This is a genomic window from Plantibacter sp. MPB07 (genome assembly GCF_046619465.1).
Taxonomy (GTDB): domain Bacteria; phylum Actinomycetota; class Actinomycetes; order Actinomycetales; family Microbacteriaceae; genus Plantibacter; species Plantibacter auratus.
The window spans coordinates 1,274,785-1,296,871 of record NZ_CP177043.1 but is presented as its reverse complement, the minus strand read 5'-3'; the positions used below and the strand labels follow the sequence as shown (position 1 = coordinate 1,296,871).

Genomic DNA, 22,087 nt, shown 5'->3' with positions numbered 1-22,087 from the left:
CCTCGAGGCGACGCGGCCGGTCTCCGCGTCCACCACACCTGTCCCGCCCGGAAGGATCCAACCCGTGACGACACGACCCATCAGACACTTCGGTGACCCGGTCCTGAAGGCTCCGACGGCCGAGGTCGTCACGATCGACGACGACATCCGCAGCCTCGTCCGCGATCTCGTGGACAGCGTGGAGCTCCCCGGTCGTGCCGGCGTCGCCGCCACGCAGATCGGCGTCGGACTCCGCGTGTTCAGCTACAACGTCGACGGCGTCATCGGGTACCTCATCAACCCGAAGCTCGTCGAGGTGCGCGGTGAACTCGAGGAGATCGGCGAGGGCTGCCTGTCGGTGCCCGGGCTCTGGTTCCCGACGCCGCGCCATCCCTACGCGCGTGCCGTCGGCATCGACCTCGACGGGCAGGAGCTCGTCGTCGAGGGTGAAGGACTCCTCGCCCAGGCACTGCAGCACGAGACCGACCATCTCGACGGCATGCTCTACCTCGACCGGCTGTCGAAGGAGCACCGCCGCGAGGCGATGAAGCAGGTCCGCGAGAGCGACTGGTTCTAGACGCCGGTCGACGGGCCCGGCGGTCGTCGACCGACCGCCGAGCCCGTCGAGGCGCTACTTCAGGGACATCCCCTGGGTCTCGGGCGAACCCGCTCCGAGGTACATGCCCTCGATCGTCTCCGCGAAGTCCTTGAGGATCACGTTCCGCTTGATGCTGAGCTTCGGCGTGAGGTGACCGCTCGCCTCCGTGAGCTCGTCGTCGAGGATGACGAACTTGCGGATCGACTCCGCGCGGGACACCTTGGTGTTGGCCTCGTCGATGGCGCGCTGGACGGCGGCGAGCACTGCGGGGTTCCGAGCAGCCTCGGCGGCGCTCATCGACGCGTCCTGGCCGTTGTTGGCGAGCCATGACGGCAGCATCTCGGTGTCGAGCGTGATGAGGGCGCTGATGAACGGCTTCTGATCGCCGACGACGACGACCTGTCCGACGACCGGGGTCGCGCGGATCGGGTCCTCGAGCGCCGCCGGGGCGACGTTCTTCCCGCCGGCGGTGACGATGATCTCCTTCTTCCGCCCGGTGATCGTGAGGAAGCCGTCGGCGTCGAAGGACCCGATATCGCCGGTGCGGAACCAGCCGTCGTCGAAGGCCTCCGCCGTGGCCTCGGGGTTCTGCCAGTACTCCTTGAAGACGTTGATCCCGCGCACCTCGACCTCGCCGTCGTCGGCGATGCGGAGCGAAACGCCGGGGAGTGCCGGTCCGACCGTCCCGATCTTCGACTTCTGGGCGAGGTTGACCGTTGCAGGCGCGGTGGTCTCGGTGAGGCCGTAGCCCTCGAGGATCACGATGCCGAGCGCGTGAAAGAAGTGACCGAGTCGCGGACCGAGTGGAGCGCTGCCGGAGACCGCGTACCGCACCCGGCCGCCCATGGCCGTGCGGATCTTCGACAGCACGAGGCGGTCGAGGACCCGGAACTTCACCTTCAGGCCGAACGGCACCGAACCGCTCTCGAGGGCCTTCGAGTAGGCGATCCCGGTCTCGGCGGCCGCACGGAAGATCTTGCCCTTGCCGCCGGCCTCGGCCTTCTGCTCGGAGGAGTTGTAGACCTTCTCGAAGACCCGGGGGACCGCGAGGAGGAACGTCGGCTTGAAGGTGCCGAGCGAGGGGAGCAGCTGCTTCGTGTCCGGCTGGTGGCCTGTCTTCACGCCGGAGTGCACGCACAGCACGGCGATGAAGCGCGCGAAGATGTGCGCCGTCGTGATGAAGAGGAGGGTGGAGGCGCCGGGAGCGGACACGACGTCCTTGAGTGCGACGGCCGAGTTCCGCGACAATTCGACGAAGTTCGAGTGGGTGAGGACGCAGCCCTTCGGCCGGCCGGTCGAGCCGGAGGTGTAGATGAGGGTCGCCATGTCGGAACCCACCGCGAGGTTGCGGCGGCGTTCGATCTCCTCGTCGGGGACGTCGACGCCGGCGGCCGCGATCTTGTCGAGGTCTCCGAGGTCGATCTGCCAGACCCGTGCCACATCGGGGAGGTCGCCGTGCACCTCGTCGAAGCGGGCGAACTGGTCGGGCGTCTCGACCAGCACGCTCGTCGCTCCCGAGTCGCTGAGGATCCACTGCACCTGGCTCGGCGAGCTGGTCTCGTAGATCGGGACGAGGAGTGCTCCGGCGAACCACACGGCGAAGTCGATGAGGGTCCACTCGTATCGGGTCTTGCACATGAGCCCGATCTTGTCGCCGGGTTCGATCCCCGCGGCGACGAGCCCCTTCGCCAGGGCGACGACCTGGGCGTGGAACTCGGCGGTGGTCACGTCCACCCACTCCGACCCGCGGGGAACGGCGAACAGTGCGGCGTCGGGCGCAGCAGCCAGGCGCTTCACGAGCAGATCGGTCGCATTGGCGGATGGGTCTGCTGCGACGACTGCAGGGACGTCGAACTGTTCCACGGCAACTCCTTCGGTACCAGGTCGGCAAGATGTGGCTCCATCCTAGAGCACGGGTGTTTGCGCGGTTTCTGTGGCGCGCAGACGCTCAGTAGACTCGACTGCGGTGCGCGGGCGACCGACTCGACTGACGGTCGGTCACACGCCGCTGCCGGTATCGGCGACATCAGGACAGGGAGACGGCACCGTTATGGCAAACGCGATCGGCATCGACATCGGCGGGACGAAGATCGCGGGCGGGGTCGTCGACGACGACGGCCGGATCCTCGCGGCCGGGCGCACGCCGACGCAGGCCTCCGATCCCGACGCCATCATCGACGACGTCGTCGCCATGGTCCGATCCTTGGACGACGGCAGCATCTCGAGCGTCGGCGTCGCCGCCCCCGGGTTCTTCGACGCCACGCGCTCGACCGTCTACTACTCGCCGAACATCGCCTGGCGGAACGAGCCCCTGCAGGCCCGGCTGGCCGCGCGGTTGCCCGACAAGGTCGTGACCATCGAGAACGACGCGAACGCCGCGGGTTGGGCCGAGTTCCGGTTCGGTGCGGGGCGCGAGGAACGCAGCATGGTCATGGTGACGATCGGCACGGGTGTCGGCGGAGCGATCGTCCTCGACGACCGGCTCCTCACCGGTGGCTTCGGCAGCGGTGCGGAACTGGGACACATGCGCCTCATCCCGGACGGTCTGCCCTGCGGCTGCGGCGCGCGTGGCTGCGTCGAGCAGTACTGCTCGGGGAACGCGTTGCTCCGACTCGCGAACGAGGCAGCGGACGCCGGTGGCGACGGTGCCGCCCTCGCCCGAGCCCGGGTGGCGGCCGGGGGGCTGCTGAACGGACACCACGTCTCCGCCCTGCTCGAGTCCGGTGATCCCGGCGCCCTCCGGTGCCTCAACGAGCTCGCCGATCTGCTGGGGCAGGCCCTCGCGAGCATGTCGGCCATCCTCGACCCCAACATCTTCGTGATCGGCGGCGGCGTCGCCCAGGCCGGCGACCTCCTCCTGGACCCCGTTCGTGAGGCGTTCCTGACGCACCTCCCGGCGCGCGGGTTCCACCCGGAGCCGTCCTTCAGCATCGCGCAGCTCGTGAACGACGCCGGTGTCATCGGCGCCGGCGATCTCGCCAGGAGCGCCCTCGTCCTCGGCTGACGACGACGGCAAGACGGAGGAGCACGATGTTCTACTGGTTCATGAAGTACCTGGTCGCCGGCCCGATCCTGAAGTCGATCTTCCGGCCGTGGGTGATCGGCGCCGAGAACATCCCGGAGCACGGCGGCGCGATCATCGCCAGCAACCACCTGTCCTTCATCGACTCGGTGATCCTCCCGCTGTGCGTCGATCGGCGGATCTCCTTCCTGGCCAAGAGCGAGTACTTCCGCGGCAAGGGCTTCGGCGGCTGGGCCACGAAGACCTTCATGCTCGGCACGGGGCAACTCCCGATCGACCGGTCGGGAGGCAAGGCCTCCGAAGCCTCGCTCAACACCGGACTCGCGGTCCTCGGTGGCGGTCATCTGCTCGGGATCTACCCGGAAGGCACGCGCAGTCCCGACGGGACGATGTACCGAGGCCGCACCGGGGTCGCGCGGATGGTGCTCGAGGCCGGGGTCCCCATCGTCCCCGTCGCGATGATCGACACCGAGAAGGTCATGCCCATCGGCACGAAGCTGCCCCGGATCCGTCGGATCGGGATCGTCATCGGCAAGCCGCTCGACTTCTCGCGGTTCGAGGGCATGGAGGGGGACCGCTTCATCCTCCGCAGCGTCACGGACGAGTTGATGGTCGAGCTCCGCAAGCTCTCGGGCCAGGACTATCGCGACGTCTACGCCACGAGCGTCAAGGAGCGCGCCGCGTCGGCGTGACGCTAAGCTGAAAAACCGGGCCGCGATCGCGGTCCGTTCCCCCTTCCGGGCGGGCTCCGGAGCGCGTCCGGTCGAAGAGAAACAGGAAATCCGTGTCCCACGCTACAGAACCAGTCGTCATGGCCGAACCCTCGGTGATCGCCGGACTGGACTATTGGCGTGAGCTGCCGATCAAGCAGCAGCCGTCATGGCCGGACCAGGCCGCGGTGGCGCGTGCCTCCGCCGAACTCGCGACCCTCCCTCCGCTGGTCTTCGCCGGCGAGGTCGACATCCTGCGCGACCGGTTGGCCCGGGCGGCGAGCGGCAATGCGTTCCTGCTCCAGGGCGGCGACTGCGCGGAGACCTTCGCCGGTGCGACGGCCGAGCAGATCCGCAACCGTGTGAAGACGGTCCTGCAGATGGCCGTCGTGCTCACGTACGGTGCGTCGATGCCGGTCGTCAAGATGGGCCGGATGGCCGGGCAGTTCGCCAAGCCGCGCTCCAACGACTCCGAGACGCGGGGCGACGTCACCCTGCCCGCCTACCGCGGCGACATCGTCAACGGCTACGACTTCACCCCGGAGTCGCGCACGGCCGACCCCGCTCGGCTCGTCAAGGGCTACCACACCTCCGCATCGACGCTGAACCTCATCCGGGCGTTCACCCAAGGCGGGTTCGCCGACCTCCGCGAGGTCCACAGCTGGAACAAGGGGTTCGCCGCCAACCCGGTGAACCACCGGTACGAGGGACTGGCGCGCGACATCGATCGTGCGATCAAGTTCATGGAGGCGGCCGGAGCCGACTTCGACCAGCTGCGCGGTGTGGAGTTCTACTCGAGCCACGAGGCGCTGCTCATGGACTACGAGCGACCGATGACGCGGATCGACTCGCGGACCGGGACGCCGTACAACACCTCGGCCCACTTCGTGTGGATCGGTGAGCGGACCCGCGAGCTCGACGGCGCGCACGTGGACTTCCTGTCGCGCGTGCGCAACCCGATCGGCGTGAAGCTCGGCCCAACCACCTCGGCCGACGACATGCTGCGTCTCATCGACAAGCTCGACCCCGAGCGCGAGCCCGGGCGCCTGACGTTCATCACGCGGATGGGTGCGGGCAAGATCAGGGACGCCCTGCCTCCGCTGCTCGAGGCGATCAAGGGTGCCGACGCGACGCCGCTGTGGGTCACCGATCCGATGCACGGCAACGGACTCACGACGCCCACCGGCTACAAGACGCGTCGTTTCGACGACGTCGTGGACGAGGTCAAGGGGTTCTTCGAAGCCCACCGCGCCGCGGGGACGCACCCGGGCGGCATCCACGTCGAGCTCACCGGCGACGACGTCACCGAGTGCCTCGGTGGCTCCGAGCAGATCGACGAAGCGACCCTGGCGACGCGGTACGAGTCGCTGTGCGATCCGCGCCTCAACCACATGCAGTCGCTCGAGCTCGCCTTCCTCGTGGCGGAGGAGCTCGCCGCCGCGAAGTAGGTCTCACACGACGAAGCGCCCATGCCTGGTCCGGCATGGGCGCTTCGTCGTCTGGCAGCTGCGTGGGTGGATCGCGCTTCGCCGTGGCTACAGACCGAAGTCGGTGATGTTGACGGTGGAGCCCTTCTTGACGGACTTGCCCGCCGGGGGATCGGTCTTCTTCACCTTGAAGATGTCGCGGAAGGCCTCGGCTACGGCGATGTCACCCACGGTGAAACCCGCGTCCTGCAGCGTCGTGATGGCCTGGTTGATCGTCTGGCCGGTGGTGTCCGGGACGGCGACCAACTCGACGCCCTTCGACACGATCAGCGTGACGTCGTCGCCCGGGATGAACGCCGTCTCGTTCCCGTCGGCATCGGTCTTGGCCTGGATGCCGATGACCTGCCCTGCGGGGATCGTGTCGTCGAACGCCTCGTCCGAGGCACCCACGCCGAGCCCGACGGATTCGAGGGCGTCGCGCGCCTGGTCCGGCGTCATCCCCGAGACCGAGGGCACCTGTCCGGCCGAGACGAGCAACGTCACCGTGGAGCCCTGGAAGGACGGTCCGCCCTGGCTGTAGTCGGCGCCCGAGGTCGCGTCGGTCGCCGCGAGCACGATGTCCTTCGCGATGCTCGGGTCGAATTGCTGGTTCACGGTGCCGACGGCGACGCCGAGCGCGTCCAGCTGCTGTTCGGCGTCGGATTGTGCGAGCCCGGCGAGGACCGGGATGTCCACCGGCTGCGGTCCCTGCGAGACGAGGACCGTGACGGAGCTTCCCTTGTCGATCTTCGAGCCGGACGGCGGATCGCTGCCGGCGACCGTGCCGGCCGGGACGGTGAGGCTGAACGTCGCGCCTTCGACGGGCACGAAGCCCAGCTCCACGAGTTTGGCGGACGCCTGGTCGAAACTCCCGTCGGCGACGTTCGGGACCTCGACGAGCGAGCCGGGGCCCTGGCCGAAGTACCATCCGGTTCCACCGGCGAGCGCGGCGAGCATGAGGACGATCGTGAACAGCGCGACGCCCACGCGGCTGCGCTTGCGGGCCTTCGTGGCAAGCTTGCCCGGACCGTCCGTCGCGTCGGCGCGCACCGGGACCTGCTGCGGTTTGGTGTTGCGGCCGATGACCTGGGTGACGTCGTCGGCGTGCTCGCTCGAGTAGGAGGCCGGCATGACGATCGTGGGCTGCGCCCCGGTGGCGACCGAGGTGAACCCGAGACTGGACTCGATGGAGCGCAGGCGCTCGAGCATCTCGCCGGCGTTCGACGGACGATCGTCCGGTTCGCGCTCAGTCGCCCAGAAGACGAGGTCGTCGAGTTCCTTCGGGACGGCGGGGTTCTTGGCGCTCGGTGCCGGGACCGACTCGTTGGCGTGCTGGTAGGCGATCTGCATCGGCTGCTCGCCCTTGTAGGGCTGTTCGCCGGTGAGCATCTCGTAGAGCATGATCCCGAGCGCGTAGATGTCGCTCCGCGCGTCGGCCTGTCCACGGGTGACGAGTTCGGGGGAGAGGTAGGCGATCGTCCCGAGGAGTGCCTGGCCGGTGGCCGTGTTCGCGCTCGCGGCTCTCGCGAGGCCGAAGTCGCCGATCTTGATGCGTCCGTCGTCGGCGAGGAGGACGTTCTCCGGCTTGACGTCGCGGTGGACGATGCCGGCGCGGTGCGCGGCGGCGAGGCCGGACAGCACGGCGTCGAGGATGTCGGCGGCCTGCCGCGGGGTCAGTGTGCCGTTGTCGCGGATGAGGTCGCGGAGGGTGATGCCCGGCAGGTGCTCCATGACGAGGTATGCCATGTCCGAGTCCTGGCCCTGGTCGAACACGCTGACGACATGCGGGTTCGCGAGCCGGGCGGCGGAGCGCGCCTCCTGGATGAAGCGGTTCTTGAACGTCGTGTCGTCCGAGAGGTGGCCGTGCATGACCTTGATCGCGACGCGCCGTTCCAGCCGGAGGTCCGTGGCGAGGTAGACCGTCGCCATGCCGCCACGGGCGATGCGTGAGCGCACCTGATATCTCCCGTCGAGGAGACGGCCGATCATCGGATCGGTCTGCTGGTTGCTACTCACCAGTCGAGTGTATGGAACGTCGAGCGCGAAGAGCTGTCAACACCCCGGGAGGGCGGCGAGGTGCCTGGATCGTTACCCGAACGCGATCCGACGGCGCCGAGCGGAGCGCGGTCGTGGCAGACTGCTGTGCGTGACTGAGCAGAATTCCGAACTCGTGTGGTTCACCCTTCCCGATCTGGCGACCGAACTCGGGCTGCCGATCCGCCGCATCCGCCAGTACCTCGAGGAGCGCGACCTCCTCGCCGTCCGACGTGACGGCGTGCTGCAGGTGCCGTCGTCGTTCATCGCGGACGGCGGGCCGGTGCACAACCTGCGCGGCACGCTCACGCTGCTGTCCGACAACGGCTTCGACGATGAGGCCGCGATGGTCTGGATGCTCGAGGACGACGACGCGATCGGGACCTCGCCGATCCAAGCCCTCCGCGAGGGACGTCGTTCCGAGGTGCGCCGGGTGGCTCAGGCGCTCGCCTGATCCCGCGCCGTCCGAGCCGGACGGCTCAGGTCTCGCGGCGTGCGACCGAGACCGCGAGGCCGCGGAGGTGGGCCCGGGCGTCGTCGTTGATCGGAGCCTCGCCCAATGCGGAGAGCGCCCGTGCGACGTGGTCCTGGATGAGCTTCTCCACCTGGTCGACGGCACCGCTGTCGCGGATGGTCGCCTGGAGCAGGCCGATCTGGTCGTCGTCGAGTTCGGGATCCCCGAGCAGCTCGTCGAGGATGGCGCGCGCGCCCGGCTGGAGGGCTTCCCTCGTGAGCGCGATGAGGATGGTTCGCTTCCCTTCGCGGAGGTCGTCGCCACTCGGCTTGCCGGTCACGGCGGGATCGCCGTAGACGCCGAGGAGGTCGTCACGCAGCTGGAAGGCGATGCCGAGGGGGAGGCCGTACCCGCGGAGCGACGCGAGCTGCTGCTCGTTCCCGCCGCCGAGGAGCGCCCCGAGCGCGAGCGGGGACTCGATGCTGTACTTGGCCGATTTGAAGATCAGGACGCGCTCGGCCCGGCGGCGCTGTTCGTCGTCGGCGGCGTCGCGCCAGGCGCGCTCCTCGAGGATGTCGAGGTACTGGCCGGCCGTGACCTCGGTCCGCATCCGGTTGAACTCAGCCCGCGCTGCGCGAGCGGCGGTGCGGTCGTCCAGCTGGTCGAGTCCGTCGTCGAGGAGTTCGTCGCTCCAGCCGAGGAGCAGGTCGCCGAGGAGTGTAGCGGCTCCGGTGCCGAAGGTGGTCGGGTCGCCGTCCCATCGGCTGCGACGGTGCAACTCCGCGAAGGAGACGTGAGCCGACGGTGCACCCCGGCGGGTGTCGGAGTTGTCGATGATGTCGTCGTGGACGAGCGCCGCGGCGTGGAACAGCTCGAGTGCTCCACACGTCGCGATGACGGTCTCGAGGCCGCCCTGGCCGCTGGCGTGCCTCCCGGTCGAGACGGCCTGCCAGCCCCGGAAGCAGAACTGTGCTCGGAACCGCTTCCCACCGCTGAGAAATTCCCGGGAGAAGTCGAGGAACGGGGAGAGCTCCGGGCCGATCTGCGCGACAATGGAGCTTCGCGAGGAGAGAAAGTCGGAGAGCCCGCGGCCCACCAGGGTGGCGAGTTCATTGCTTTCGATCACGCACCTAGCCTAGTCATGCTTCGGTGGCTAGACTCGATCAACAACGTCGCGTCGTGTGACCTTGAGGGGAATCAGATGCCACTTTCAGAGCAGGAGCAACGGCTCCTCGATGAGATGGAACGCCACCTCTACCGCAGCGATGCCGATTTCGTCTCCAAGGTCAGCGCTGGCGCGGGCAAACCGAGTTACCGCGGAATCGCGCTCGGCTCCCTCATCGCGGTGGTCGGGGCGATCGGCCTCGTGCTCGGAGTCGTGATCCAGCAGCCCATCGTCGGTCTGCTCGGGTTCGCGATCATGCTCACGGGCGTGCTCGTGGCGACGAAGCCGACCCGGGCTCCACTCGAACAGCCGCGACCTCGTCAGGCTGCGCCGGCAGGACAGAAGTCCTCGCGTCTGATGGACCGCTTCAACGACCGCTGGGACAAGCGCCAGTCGGGCGACGAGCGGTAGCGAGGCCCGGTCTCCTGGTCGCTCCTCGGTCGGCCACCTGACTCCACTTCCCTCCCTCGCGGCGCCGCCGCACCACGACTCCAAACGGGGCCGATCTTCGGATCGGCCCCGTTTCGTCGTTTCGGGCCCTCCCTGATCGTCCCGAGTATGGCAAAACTCCTCCATTTCCCTCCACCCCGCAGAGTCCTGACTTTGCGGGGTTTTTTCATGAGCAAATGGTCCAATGTGGGGGAATGTGCTGCATTGGTGGTGCAAAGTGGAGTAAAGTGGAGCCCAACCAAGATGTTGGCCAGAACGATTGGGGGCGGGGGCGTATGTTCCTCGGTAGTCACGCCCCCAAACTCGACGAAAAAGGCCGCATCATCCTGCCGGCGAAGTTCCGCGATGAGCTCTCCGGCGGGGTCGTCATGACTCGAGGCCAGGAGCACTGCATCTACGTCTTCAGCACGCGGGAGTTCGAGGCGCTCCACGAGAAGATCCGCCAGGCTCCGGTCACCAGCAAGCAGGCCCGCGACTACCTGCGCGTGTTCCTCTCCGGAGCGAGCGCCGAGACCCCCGACAAGCAGCACCGCGTGACCATTCCGTCCAACCTCCGCCAGTACGCCGGGCTCAGCCGCGACCTCGTGGTCATCGGCGCCGGCAGCCGCGCGGAGATCTGGGACGCCGAGGCATGGGAGTCCTACCTCGCCGAACAGGAGAGCGTCTTCTCCGAGACCGCCGAGGAGGTGATCCCCGGACTCTTCTAGTGCCCTGCCCCCTGACTCCCAGCCGTCCCGCCCTGACACACTTCCCCGGTGCCAGGTCGGAGCCCGCCCTGACACACTTCCCCGGTGCCAGGTCGGAACGGATGGGGATCAGGGGTCAGGGACCGTCCGGATTACGCATATGGCCATCAACGACATCCACACCCCGGTCCTCCTCGAGCGATGCATCGAGTTGCTCGCCCCCGCTGTGTCCCACGAGGGCGCGGTCCTCATCGACGCCACGCTCGGCATGGCGGGCCACGCCGAAGCGATGCTCGAGCGGTTCCCGCAGTTGACCCTCATCGGGCTCGACCGAGACCTCGATGCACTCGACATCGCTCAGGAGCGGCTCGAGCGCTTCGGGTCGCGAGCCCGGTTCGTCAAAGCGGTCTACGACGACATCGACGAGGCGGCCGAGGAGCTCGGGTTCCCACAGGTGGACGGGATCCTGTTCGACCTCGGTGTCTCCTCACTGCAACTCGATCGGACCGAACGCGGCTTCTCGTACTCGCAGGACGCGCCACTCGACATGCGGATGGACGCCTCGAGCGAGCTGACGGCGGAGACGATCCTCGCCACCTACGACGAGGTCGCACTTCGGAAGATCTTCTGGGAGTACGGCGACGAGAAGTTGGCGCAGCGCTACGCGCGCCGCATTGTCGAGGAACGCCAGCAGCGACCCCTGACGAGTTCCGGTCAGCTCGTCGAGCTCATCGATCGGGCCACGCCGGCGGCCGCACGTCGCACCGGCCACCCGGCCAAGCGGGTCTTCCAGGCGCTGCGCATCGAGGTCAACGCGGAGCTGTCGGTCCTCGAGGCCGCCGTGCCCCGCGCCCTCGACCTGCTGCGGGTCGGAGGCCGGATCGTGTTCCTGTCCTACCAGTCGCTGGAGGACCGGATCGTCAAGCGCGAGCTCCAGACCCGGGCGAAGTCGACCACACCGGCGGGCCTGCCCGTCGAACTCCCGGAGCACAGTGCGGAGCTGAAACTCCTCGTCAAGGGCGCCGAACTCGCCACCGAGGCGGAGATCGACGAGAACCCCAGAGCGAAACCCGTGCGACTCCGCGCGGCTGAACGGCTGAGGAGGCCAGCATGAGCGGAGCGACCGCAGCACTCGATCTCGCACCCGAACGGCTCGGGCGCGCTCGGCCGCAGCCGACCCGGACCGCCCCCGAACGGCAGCACATCCGTGCGGTCACGACCGGGGCGCGCTCGAAGCTCCGACCACGGCCCATGTACGCGGTCATCGTCGTCGGTGCGGTCGTCGCCATCGTCGTGGGCCAGTTGCTCCTCAGCGTCGGGCTGAGCCAGGGCGCCTACCAGATCCAGCAGCTCGAGGGGAAGCAGGTCGAACTCGGCCGCACCTCGGCCGCGCTGGCCGAGGACCTCGACCGCCTCGCCTCGCCGCAGTACCTCGCCGTCAACGCGCAGGCACTCGGCATGGTGGGCAACTCGCTCCCGACCTACCTCCGGCTCTCCGACGGCGCTGTGCTGGGGACGCCCACGCCGGCGTCGGCGAGCACGAGTCCGATCTTCAACGCCGCCCTCGTGCCGAACGCACAGGCAGCGACGCTCCCGCTCGTCGGCGGACAGAACGCCGCCGCCGCAGACGGCGCGTCGAGCCAGGAAGCTGTCACCCCGCCCGTACCGTTGCAGGACGGGCTGCCGTCGCCGACCACACGATGACCGGACGGCTCACGGTGGAGGACGACGCCCTGCTCGGAGGTGCGACGTCAGGAGAGGACGCGGTGCGGGCATCATGGTGAGACACACGAAGACCACGCGCCGACGCCTCGCGTTCACCATCGTCGCGGTCTCCATCGTGATGACGCTGTTCGTCCTCCGTCTGGTCGACATCCAGGTGGTCCGCGCGAGTGCCTTGAGCGCCGAATCCCTCGAGAAGACCGAGACGGGCGACACGATCCTCGCCACCCGCGGCAGCATCCTCGCCTCCGACGGTTCGGTGCTTGCCGAAGCGGTGATGCGCTACAGCATGGCGGCGTCTCCGAAGGACGCCGGACCGTTCGAACGCGACGTCGACGGCACCGAGCAGACGATCACCCTCGAGCAGGCGACGAACGAGATCGGCGCGATCATCGGGAAGCCCGGCCCGGAGGTCCTCGCGCTCATCACGGACGCCCTCGCCGCGGACAAGGACTCGCTCTACGCCCTCCTTGCGAAGAAGCTCACCCTCGACCAGCTCCGCGCGCTCAAGGCGTTGGAGATCCCGTGGACGACCTTCAAGGAAGAGCCGTACCGGGTGTACCCGAACGGTGCCGTCGCCGGCAACATCGTCGGCTTCGTCGGCGAGGAGGGCGAGGCGCAAGCGGGCGTCGAACTCATGGAGAACTCCTGCCTCGCGGGGGAGGACGGTCGCACGACCTACGAGAAGGGCAGCGGCGGTCTCCCGCTCCCCGGCACCACGGTGACGAAGCCGGCGAAGGACGGCGGCGACGTCGTGCTCACGCTCGACAAGGACATCCAGTGGTTCTCGCAGCAGTCGCTCGCCGCGCAGGCCGAAGCGGTCGGTGCGAGCTGGGGCGTCGTCACGGTGATGGAGGTCAAGACCGGCAAGCTCCTCGCCGTCGCCGAGTACCCGGCCGTCGACCCCGGCAACGTCAGCGCGACGCCTGCCGAGGACCGAGGCTCACGTGCCTTCGCGGCCCCGTTCGAACCGGGATCGACGTACAAGTCCCTCACCGCCGCCGCACTCATCGACCAGGGTGTCGCGAACCCGAACTCCCAGGTGGTCGCTCCGTTCCGGTACAAGCCGTCGAACGGTGCCGACATCAACGACAGCGAGTTCCACGAGGACATGAACCTCACGCTGGCGGGTGTCATGGTCGAGTCGTCCAACACGGGGATCTCACAGTTCGGCGAGAAGATGAGTGCCGACACCCGCTACGCGTATTTCCAGAAGTTCGGTCAGCTCCAGAAGACCGAGGTCGGCTTCCCGAGCGAGTCCGGAGGCCTGATGTCCGACCCGGCGGACTGGGACAACCAGACGGACTACGCGACCATGTTCGGTCAGGGCTTCTCGACGACCGCCATCCAAGGTGCCAGCCTCTACCAGACGATCGCGAACGGTGGCGTCAGGATGCCGGTGCAGCTCGTCGAGGGGTGTCGCAACGCGGACGGCACGGTGACGGACGTCCCCGACGCGACCGGGACCCAGGTCGTCTCGCCCGATGCCGCGAAGCAGGTCAGCGACATGCTCGAGATGGTCGACCAGGAGAGCTGGGTCGCGGCGAACGTCGACGTTCCCGGCTACCGCGTCGCGATGAAGACCGGAACGGCCCAGCAGCCGGACGGCGATGGCGGATACAGCTCGAGTTACCTCGTCTCGATGGCCGGCTTCGCACCCGCCGAGGCCCCGCAGTTCGTCGTTTCGGTGAACCTGGCGGACCCGGTTAAGATGAACACATCGGCTGCGGTCGCTCCCATCTTCCGGGATGTGACCACCCAGGTGCTGAAGAGCAGGGGAGTGCAGCCGTCCACGGAGCCGGCACCGAACCTGCCGCTCAGATTTTGAACGACCTCATGAAGGATGGGCTCAGCGTGAACAATCAGGGCCCGATCAGCCTCAGACCGGAACATCCGCAACGGCGGGCGCTCTCGCAGCTGGTGACCGAATTCGACCTCGACCTGCACGGATCAGCCGACGGCGTGGAGATCAGCGGTGTCAGTCTGAGCTCCGGTGCCGTCGAGCCCGGTGACCTCTACATCGGCATGCCGGGTGTCCGTGCCCACGGTGCCGCGTACGCGGAGCAGGCGAAGGAACGCGGCGCCGTCGCGGTGCTGACGGACGACGCCGGACGAGACCTGGCCGCAGCGGCCGGTCTGCCGATCATCGTCGTGCCGGAGCCGCGTGCCGCCCTCGGCCACCTCGCCGCCTGGGTCTACCGCACCGCCGAGGAGCCGCCGACGTTGTTCGGCGTGACCGGCACCAACGGTAAGACGAGCGTGGTCTACCTCCTGAGCGGCATGCTCGCGCAACTCGGGATCGTCTCCGGTCTGAGCTCGACCGCGGAGCGGCGCATCGGCGACCTCGCGGTGACGAGCTCCCTCACCACGCCGGAGGCCAGCGAGCTGCACGCGTTGCTCGCGCGCATGCGCGAGTCCGAGGTGCGCGCGGTCGCCATCGAGGTCTCCGCCCAGGCGCTGACCAGGCACCGCGTCGACGGCATCGTCTTCGACGTCGTCGGCTTCACCAACCTCAGTCACGACCACTTCGACGACTACGGCGACTTCGACGAGTACTTCGCGGCCAAGCGGGAGCTGTTCGAACCCGACCGGGCCCGACGAGGCGTGGTCACGATCGATTCCGACTGGGGCGGCCGGCTCGTCGAGCAGAGCCGGATCCCGGTGACGACCCTGACGACCCGCCCGGAGGTCGACGCCGACTGGCGCATGACGATCCTCGAGGAGACCGCCGGTTCCACGACGTTCCGCCTCGACGGCCCCGGCGACCAGGTGCTCGTGACGAGCGTGCCGCTGCTCGGCTGGTTCATGGCGGCGAACGCCGCGCTCGCGATCGTGATGCTCGTCGAGTCCGGTGTTGAGTTCGACATGATCGCTCAGTCCCTCGAGCGGGACGGTGGCATCGACGCCTACATCCCCGGGCGTGCCGAGCGGATCAGCGGCGACCGCGGCCCGGTCGTGTACATCGACTACGGGCACAGCCCAGACGCGTTCCTCAACACCCTCGCGGCCATCCGGGCCGTCACGCCGGGCCGGGTCATCATGGTGTTCGGCGCCGACGGAGACCGCGACACGACGAAGCGTCGCGACATGGGCGCGATCGCGGCCCGGGGTGCCGACGTCGTGGTGGTCACCGACTTCCATCCACGGAGCGAGGACCCGGCGTCGATCCGACGCGTGCTCCTCGAAGCCGCCCGCGAAGCCGCACCGGACGGCGAGTTGCACGAGGTCGCCGACCCGGCGACCGCGTTCCGCACCGCCCTCGCGCTGGCCGGTCAGGGCGACACCATCCTCTACGCCGGACCTGGGCACGAGGACTACCACGAGGTGGCCGGTGTGAAGCTCCCGTACTCGGCGCGCGACGACTCGCGCGACGCGCTGCGTGAGGCAGGGTGGCTCTGATGATCGACCTGACCCTCACCGAGATCGCCGCGGCGACCGACGGCCGACTGATCCCCGGTACGGCTGACCCCGGCCTCGTCGTGTCCGGCGTCGCCGACACCGACTCCCGACTCATCACGCCCGGCGACATCTTCGTCGCGAAGCCCGGCGAGGAGACCGACGGACATCTGTTCGCCGATGCGGCGGTCGCGAACGGCGCCGCCCTGCTCCTCGTCGAACGAGAACTGGCCGTCGCCGTGCCGCAGATCGTCGTCGAGAACTCCGTGACCGCGCTCGGTGCCCTCGCCACCGAGGTCATCACGAGGGTGCGCGCGCTCGGACGACTCCGGATCGTCGGTATCACCGGCTCCAACGGCAAGACCACGACCAAGAACCTCCTCGCCGCGGTCCTCGAGCGCGTCGGGGAGACGGTCAGCCCCAAGGCCTCCTTCAACAACGAGGTCGGAGCGCCGATCACCATGCTGCGCGTGACGAACGAGACGCGGTTCCTCGTCGCGGAGATGGGTGCCAGCGGCATCGGCGAGATCGCCCGACTCATCCGCATGGCGAAGCCCGACATCGGCGTGGTCCTGAAGGTCGGACTCGCCCACGCGGGGGAGTTCGGCGGGATCGAAGCGACCGTCACGGCGAAGACCGAGATGGTGTCCGAGCTGCTCCCGGAGGATGTCGCCGTCCTCAACCTCGACGATCCACGGGTGGCCGGTATGGCCGATGCCACCCGGGCACGCGTGCTCTGGTTCGGCCTCGACGACCGCGCCGCCGTTCGAGCGACCGACATCGTCGCGACGGCGTCCGGGACCGCGTTCACGCTGCACCTGCCCGACGGTTCCTCTGCGCCCGTCCGGTTCAAGGTGCTCGGTGAGCACCACGTCATGAACGCCCTCGCCGCGGCCGCAGCCGCCCACGAACTCGGCGTGGAGATCGACCTCATCGTCGACGCCCTCGAGAGCGTGAGCAGGGCGGAGCGGTGGCGGATGGAGCCCCTCGGCGGACGCGACGACGTGTCCATCATCAACGACGCCTACAACGCGAGCCCCGACTCGATGTCGGCCGCCATCCGGACCCTCGCCCAGATCGGTGCTGAACGCGGCCGGACCATCGCGGTGCTCGGTGCCATGAGCGAACTCGGCGACTGGGCGGGCGAGGAACACGACCGCATCGGACTCCAGGTCGTCCGGCTCGGCATCGGCCGCCTCGTCGTGGTCGGCCCCGAGGCCCGCCGCATGCACATCACCGCGATCAACGAAGGGTCGTGGGACGGCGAGTCGGTGTACTTCGCGACCGCGGACGAGGCGTTCGCGTACTTGAGCGCGGAGATCGCCCCGGGCGACACCGTGCTCGTGAAATCGTCGAACGCGGCCGGGCTCCGGTTGCTGGGCGATCGACTGGGGGAGTTGTACGCATGAGAGTCCTGTTGGCCGCGGGAGCGATCTCGCTGGCGTTCTCCCTCTTCCTGACCCCGCTCTTCATCAGAGCGTTCCGCAAACTCGCCTGGGGTCAGTTCATCCGCGACGACGGACCGCAGAGCCACCACACCAAGCGCGGAACCGCGACGATGGGCGGCGTCATCATCATCGTCGGTACCCTCGTCGGCTTCTTCGCGAGCTATCTGATCTTCCAAGAGCAGGTCGGCGTCTCGGCGCTCCTGGTCCTGTTGATGATGGTCGGACTCGGCATCGTCGGGTTCATCGACGACTTCCTCAAGGTCCGCAAGAAGCAGAGCCTCGGCCTCGGTGGGTGGGCGAAGGTCTCCGGGCAGCTCATCGTCGCGACGGTGTTCGCCGTCCTAGCGATCAACTTCCCGAACACCGAGGGGTTCACCCCGGCATCGACGAACATCTCGATCATCCGCGACATCCCGATCAACTTCATGGCGATCGGCATCCCGGTGATCGGCATCCTGCTGTACATCCTCTGGACCTCGGTGATCGTGGCGGCGACGTCGAACGGCGTGAACGTCACCGACGGGCTCGACGGGCTCGCCACCGGTGCCTCGATCCTCGCGATCGGCTCGTACATCATCATCGGGTTCTGGCAGTTCAACCAGTCCTGCTTCAGCTCCTCGCTCGCCTCCGACGTGGCCTACAAGTGCTACGACGTCCGGGATCCGCTCGACCTCGCCGTGGTCGCCGCGGCGATCGTGGGCGCGCTCATCGGGTTCCTCTGGTGGAACACCTCGCCGGCACAGATCTTCATGGGCGACAGCGGTTCGTTGGCGCTCGGTGGAGCACTCGCGGCGCTGGCCATCCTCAGCAAGACCGAGCTCCTCCTGGTGCTCGTCGGCGGGCTGTTCGTGATCGAAGCCGGTTCGGTGATCGTGCAACGCGCCTACTTCAAGGTGACCCACGGCAAGCGCATCTTCCTCATGAGCCCCATCCACCACCATTTCGAACTCAAGGGTTGGGCTGAGGTCACCGTCGTCGTCCGCTTCTGGATCATCGGTGGTCTGCTCGTCGCCGCGGGTGTGGGTTCCTTCTACCTCGAGTGGCTGAGCCGTTGAGCGCCGAGCGCCTCGACGGACTCCGGAGCTGGCACGCCGACTGGCGCGGACTCCGGGTCGCCGTCCTGGGGCTCGGCATGACCGGGTTCTCCGTCGCTGACACGCTCACCGAGCTCGGCTCGGAGGTACTGGTCCTGGCCGGCGAGGCCGCGGACGAACGTGCCGAACTCGTCGGCGTCATCGGTGCGCGTCTCATCCAGCGGGACCTGTCGACCGTGCCGTCCGAGCTCGTGGAGTTCGCTCCGGAACTCGTCGTCGTGTCACCCGGCTTCCACCCCGACCACCCCGTCGTCGCGTGGGCGCAGGCGGCCGGGGTCGCCGTCTGGGGCGACATCGAGCTCGCCTGGCGGGTCCGCGACAAGGTCGGCACCCCGGCTGAGTGGATCTGCGTCACCGGCACGAACGGCAAGACCACGACCGTTCAGCTGACGGCGTCGATGCTCGTCGAGGCGGGCTTCCGGGCGGCGCCCTGCGGCAACATCGGCGTCCCGGTCCTGGACGCCGTCCGTGATCCGCAGGGCTTCGACTTCTTCGTCGTCGAGCTCTCGAGTTACCAGTTGCACACCCTCGGCCTGCAGGGCGGTCGGAGCATCGTCTCGCCGCTCGCCAGCGTCTGCCTGAACCTCGCCGACGACCACCTCGACTGGCACGGCTCCGCCGCGGCGTACCGGGCGGCGAAGGCCGTGGTGTACGAGAACACGAAAATCGCGTGCGTCTACAACCGCGCTGACGCGGCGACGATGTCGATGGTCGAGGAGGCCGAGGTCGTCGACGGCGCCCGAGCCGTCGGGTTCGGCCTCGACGTCCCCGGACCGAGCGACTTCGGCGTCGTGGACGGCATCCTGGTCGACCGCGCGTTCCTCGACGACCGTCGGACGAGCGCCCTCGAGATCACGACGGTCGAAGCGCTCGCCCAGCGCGGGCTCGCCGCCCCGCACATCGTCGCCAACATCCTGGCGGCAGCGGCACTCGCCCGGGCCGCCGGCATCACGGTCGAGGCCGTGCGCGACACCCTGCTGTCGTTCGGCCTGGACGCGCACCGGATCCAGCTCATCGCGCGGAGGCTCGAGGTGGACTGGATCGACGACTCGAAGGCCACCAATCCGCACGCCGCCGACGCCTCGCTCGCCGCCTACCGCTCGGTGGTGTGGATCGTCGGAGGCCTGTTGAAGGGCGTCTCGATCGATCATCTGGTGGAGCGGCACGCCGACCACCTGCGCGCGGCCGTCGTGATCGGCGCCGACCGCTCGGAGGTCCTCGCGGCATTCGCGCGACACGCGCCGACCCTGACCGTCATCGAGGTCGACGCAGCGGAGACTGAACACGTCATGCCGGAGGCCGTTCGCCGGGCCGCCGAGGTCGCGCAGGCAGGGGACACCGTGCTCCTCGCTCCTGCAGCCGCCTCGATGGACCAGTTCACGGACTACGGACACCGTGGTCGCCTGTTCCAGGCCGCCGTCGAAGCAGAGCTGGGAGGTGAGGCGGATGATCGATCCGCCTCGCGCTGACCCGCGCCGCGTGCGGTCGTCGTCCCGGATGACGACGGTCGCCTCAGGCAGTGGGACACCCGACGCACCGACGTCGCCGAGAGGCATGTCGAGTGCGCGGATCTCGCTGGGCAAGGTGCTGCGTCCGGAGTCGAAGAACTACTTCCTCCTGCTGGGTGTCACCCTGTTCCTCGTCGGGCTCGGGCTCGTCATGGTGCTGTCCTCATCCTCCGTCGAGTCTTACGAGGCCGGCGACGGGTACTTCGGGCTGTTCTGGCGCCAGGCGACGTTCGCGATGATCGGTGTTCCGCTCATGCTCATCGTGAGCCGCTTCCCGGCACGGTTCTGGAAGAAGTGGGCGTGGGTGTTCCTCCTGGTCGCCATGGGCCTCCAACTGCTCGTCTTCACACCGCTCGGCTACGAGATCGGTGGCAACCGCAACTGGATCGAGATCGGCGGCTTCACCGCGCAGCCCTCGGAAGCGGTCAAGCTCGCACTGGTCGTGTGGCTCGGGCTCGTGCTGACGATCAAGCAACCGCGTCTCCTCGAGTGGAAGCACGCCCTGATCCCGGTCATCCCCTTCGCCGGTCTCTCCATCGGCCTCGTCCTGCTCGGTGGCGACCTCGGTACCGTCGTGATCATGGCCCTCATCGTGTTCTCGGCGCTGTACTTCGCCGGAGTGCGACTGCGCTACATCGCGATCCCCGTGGTCGCGGGGGCCGTGCTGTTCCTCATCATGGCCGTCACGAGCGCCAACCGCATGCAGCGCATCATGGCGTTCTTCGGCGACGGCAAGGGGGACTACGAGAACGCCGACTGGCAGTCGACCCACGGCACGTGGGCGCTGGCGAACGGCGGCCTCTGGGGAGTCGGCCTCGGCAACTCGCGCGCGAAGTACGGGTGGCTGCCGGCGATCTCGAACGACTTCATCTTCGCGGCGATCGGCGAGGAGCTGGGCCTCATCGGCGCCGTCCTCGTCCTCGGGCTGTTCGTCTTCCTCGCCGTCATGTTCATCCGGGTGATCCGCACCAGCGACGACTCCTTCGTGAGGATCACCACCGGCGCCGTCATGGCCTGGATCATCGGCCAGGCGCTCGTGAACATCGGCGTCGTCCTCGGAGTCCTCCCGGTGCTCGGCGTGCCGTTACCACTCTTGTCCTCGGGCGGCACGGCGCTGCTCACCACCCTCGTCGCGATCGGGATCGTCCTGTCCTTCGCCCGGGAGCGGGGGCGCCCCGCGTCCCAGCAGTCCCGTCGGACACCCGCTCGACGTCCCCAATCCTCCGGAGCCACCCGATGACCACCTACCTCCTCGCCGGCGGCGGCACCGCCGGCCATGTCAATCCGCTGTTGGCGGTGGCCGACGGACTCCGCGCCAGAGACCCCGAAGCGACGATCCTCGTCGTCGGTACGGCGGAGGGCCTCGAGGCGCGACTCGTCCCGGAACGCGGCTACGAATTGCTCACGATCCTCAAACTGCCCTTCCCCCGCCGGCCGAACGTCGATGCGCTCCGCTTCCCCGGTCGCCTCCGTCGGACGGTCGCAGCCGTGGTCGCGATGATCCGGGAGCATCGGGTGGACGTCGTGATCGGTTTCGGCGGCTACGCGGCCGCACCGGCGTACACGGCTGCCAGGCGCGCCGGTGTCCCGCTGGTCATCCACGAGGCGAACGCTCGTCCGGGCCTCGCGAACCGGCTCGGCGCGAGGTACACGCCCTACGTCGGTGTCGCCTTCCACCACACGCCCATCCGCAACGCACGCTTCGTCGGCATGCCGCTGCGTCGCGAGATCGAGGAGTTGGACCGCGAGGCGCTCCGGCCGGCGGCCCTCGCCGAGTTCGGCCTCGCGTCGGACCGACCACTGCTGCTCGTCACCGGCGGTTCGCTCGGCGCGAGACGGATCAACGCGACGATGAGCCAGAGCGCCGAAGACATCGTCGCGGCAGGCTGGCAGGTGCTCCACATCACGGGTGCGAAGAGCGAGATCTCAGATCCCGGTGTCGCCCACTACCACCTCCTCGAGTACTGCTCCCGGATGGAGCTCGCCATCGCCGCAGCCGACTTCGCGGTGTCGCGTGCTGGCAGCGCCACCGTCAGTGAGCTGTGCGCGGTCGGGCTCCCCGCCGTCTACGTGCCCTACCCGGTCGGCAACGGTGAGCAGCGCTTCAACGCCGCCGACGTCGTGCGTGCCGGGGGAGCGGTTATGGTAGATGACGCGCAGTTCGTGCCAGCCTGGGTGCGTGAGCACCTCGTCCCGTTGCTGAGCGATCGGCACCGGGTCGACGACCTGGCCGCCCAATCCAAGAGCGTCGGTGTCTCCGACGGCACGGCTCGCGTCATCGCCCTCATCGATGAGGCGCTCCAACCATCGGTGCAGCGCGTGCGCGGCCGGTGATCCAGTCTTCCCAGAAAGCGT

19 protein-coding genes are annotated in these 22,087 nt (G+C 68.4%); 16 read left to right on the top strand and 3 right to left on the bottom strand.

What is annotated here, in order from left to right; all coding sequences use genetic code 11:
* Positions 1-64 precede the first annotated feature (64 nt).
* On the top strand, positions 65-556 hold the full coding sequence (locus ACLIME_RS06085) for a peptide deformylase (protein ID WP_064297012.1): 492 nt from the start codon (positions 65-67) through the stop codon (positions 554-556).
* A 54-nt stretch (positions 557-610) separates the two neighbouring features.
* Here ACLIME_RS06085 and ACLIME_RS06080 read toward each other — a convergent pair whose 3' ends face one another.
* On the bottom strand, positions 611-2,440 hold the full coding sequence (locus tag ACLIME_RS06080) for an AMP-dependent synthetase/ligase (RefSeq protein ID WP_071260288.1): 1,830 nt from the start codon (positions 2,438-2,440) through the stop codon (positions 611-613).
* Between the two features lie 187 nt (positions 2,441-2,627).
* On the opposite strand from ACLIME_RS06080, the gene ACLIME_RS06075 reads away from it, so the two are divergent.
* The 3 genes from ACLIME_RS06075 (at position 2,628) to ACLIME_RS06065 (ending at position 5,757) form a co-directional block, all read left to right on the top strand.
* On the top strand, positions 2,628-3,581 hold the full coding sequence (locus ACLIME_RS06075; protein WP_079706022.1) for an ROK family glucokinase: 954 nt from the start codon (positions 2,628-2,630) through the stop codon (positions 3,579-3,581).
* 26 nt (positions 3,582-3,607) lie between these two features.
* Complete coding sequence (locus ACLIME_RS06070) at positions 3,608-4,291, top strand: lysophospholipid acyltransferase family protein (RefSeq protein WP_064297009.1); 684 nt, start codon at positions 3,608-3,610, stop codon at positions 4,289-4,291.
* Positions 4,292-4,410: 119 nt separating this feature from the next.
* Positions 4,411-5,757, top strand: coding sequence for a class II 3-deoxy-7-phosphoheptulonate synthase (locus ACLIME_RS06065; RefSeq protein WP_056005400.1), 1,347 nt, complete (start codon positions 4,411-4,413; stop codon positions 5,755-5,757).
* Positions 5,758-5,844: 87 nt separating this feature from the next.
* Here the strand turns inward: ACLIME_RS06065 and pknB are convergent, their stop codons facing one another.
* Entirely contained in the window at positions 5,845-7,791 is a 1,947-nt protein-coding gene (gene pknB, locus ACLIME_RS06060) for a Stk1 family PASTA domain-containing Ser/Thr kinase (protein WP_236555473.1), read from the bottom strand.
* Between the two features lie 130 nt (positions 7,792-7,921).
* Between pknB and ACLIME_RS06055 the strand changes: the two genes are divergently transcribed.
* Positions 7,922-8,263, top strand: a complete 342-nt coding sequence (locus ACLIME_RS06055; RefSeq protein ID WP_064297006.1) for an Rv2175c family DNA-binding protein — start codon at positions 7,922-7,924, stop codon at positions 8,261-8,263.
* 25 nt (positions 8,264-8,288) lie between these two features.
* Here the strand turns inward: ACLIME_RS06055 and ACLIME_RS06050 are convergent, their stop codons facing one another.
* Positions 8,289-9,389, bottom strand: coding sequence for a polyprenyl synthetase family protein (locus ACLIME_RS06050; protein ID WP_411558422.1), 1,101 nt, complete (start codon positions 9,387-9,389; stop codon positions 8,289-8,291).
* A 75-nt stretch (positions 9,390-9,464) separates the two neighbouring features.
* Here ACLIME_RS06050 and ACLIME_RS06045 point away from each other — a divergent pair, with 75 nt between their 5' ends.
* The 11 genes from ACLIME_RS06045 (at position 9,465) to ACLIME_RS05995 (ending at position 22,066) form a co-directional block, all read left to right on the top strand.
* Complete coding sequence (locus ACLIME_RS06045; protein ID WP_064297004.1) at positions 9,465-9,839, top strand: DUF3040 domain-containing protein; 375 nt, start codon at positions 9,465-9,467, stop codon at positions 9,837-9,839.
* Between the two features lie 314 nt (positions 9,840-10,153).
* Positions 10,154-10,585: a division/cell wall cluster transcriptional repressor MraZ gene (mraZ, locus tag ACLIME_RS06040; RefSeq protein ID WP_064297003.1), complete on the top strand. Its 432-nt coding sequence runs from the start codon at positions 10,154-10,156 to the stop codon at positions 10,583-10,585.
* 139 nt (positions 10,586-10,724) lie between these two features.
* A complete protein-coding gene (gene rsmH / locus ACLIME_RS06035; RefSeq protein WP_124769406.1) occupies positions 10,725-11,678 on the top strand; it encodes a 16S rRNA (cytosine(1402)-N(4))-methyltransferase RsmH in 954 nt (317 codons plus the stop codon).
* Positions 11,675-12,268 (top strand): hypothetical protein, encoded by a 594-nt coding sequence (locus ACLIME_RS06030; RefSeq protein ID WP_064297001.1) that lies wholly within the window; start codon positions 11,675-11,677, stop codon positions 12,266-12,268. Before rsmH ends, ACLIME_RS06030 begins: the two co-directional genes overlap by 4 nt.
* 73 nt (positions 12,269-12,341) lie before the next feature.
* Entirely contained in the window at positions 12,342-14,114 is a 1,773-nt protein-coding gene (locus ACLIME_RS06025; protein ID WP_079706019.1) for a peptidoglycan D,D-transpeptidase FtsI family protein, read from the top strand.
* Positions 14,115-14,140: 26 nt separating this feature from the next.
* Entirely contained in the window at positions 14,141-15,685 is a 1,545-nt protein-coding gene (locus ACLIME_RS06020) for a Mur ligase family protein (protein WP_241160896.1), read from the top strand.
* On the top strand, positions 15,685-17,091 hold the full coding sequence (locus tag ACLIME_RS06015) for a UDP-N-acetylmuramoyl-tripeptide--D-alanyl-D-alanine ligase (protein ID WP_124769403.1): 1,407 nt from the start codon (positions 15,685-15,687) through the stop codon (positions 17,089-17,091). Before ACLIME_RS06020 ends, ACLIME_RS06015 begins: the two co-directional genes overlap by 1 nt.
* Positions 17,088-18,185: a phospho-N-acetylmuramoyl-pentapeptide-transferase gene (mraY, locus tag ACLIME_RS06010; protein ID WP_079706018.1), complete on the top strand. Its 1,098-nt coding sequence runs from the start codon at positions 17,088-17,090 to the stop codon at positions 18,183-18,185. The genes ACLIME_RS06015 and mraY overlap by 4 nt, the downstream gene beginning before the upstream one ends.
* Complete coding sequence (gene murD, locus ACLIME_RS06005; protein ID WP_124769402.1) at positions 18,182-19,693, top strand: UDP-N-acetylmuramoyl-L-alanine--D-glutamate ligase; 1,512 nt, start codon at positions 18,182-18,184, stop codon at positions 19,691-19,693. The genes mraY and murD overlap by 4 nt, the downstream gene beginning before the upstream one ends.
* On the top strand, positions 19,671-20,972 hold the full coding sequence (ftsW, locus tag ACLIME_RS06000) for a putative lipid II flippase FtsW (protein WP_411558421.1): 1,302 nt from the start codon (positions 19,671-19,673) through the stop codon (positions 20,970-20,972). Before murD ends, ftsW begins: the two co-directional genes overlap by 23 nt.
* Positions 20,969-22,066 (top strand): UDP-N-acetylglucosamine--N-acetylmuramyl-(pentapeptide) pyrophosphoryl-undecaprenol N-acetylglucosamine transferase, encoded by a 1,098-nt coding sequence (locus ACLIME_RS05995; protein ID WP_411558420.1) that lies wholly within the window; start codon positions 20,969-20,971, stop codon positions 22,064-22,066. The genes ftsW and ACLIME_RS05995 overlap by 4 nt, the downstream gene beginning before the upstream one ends.
* Positions 22,067-22,087 lie beyond the last annotated feature (21 nt).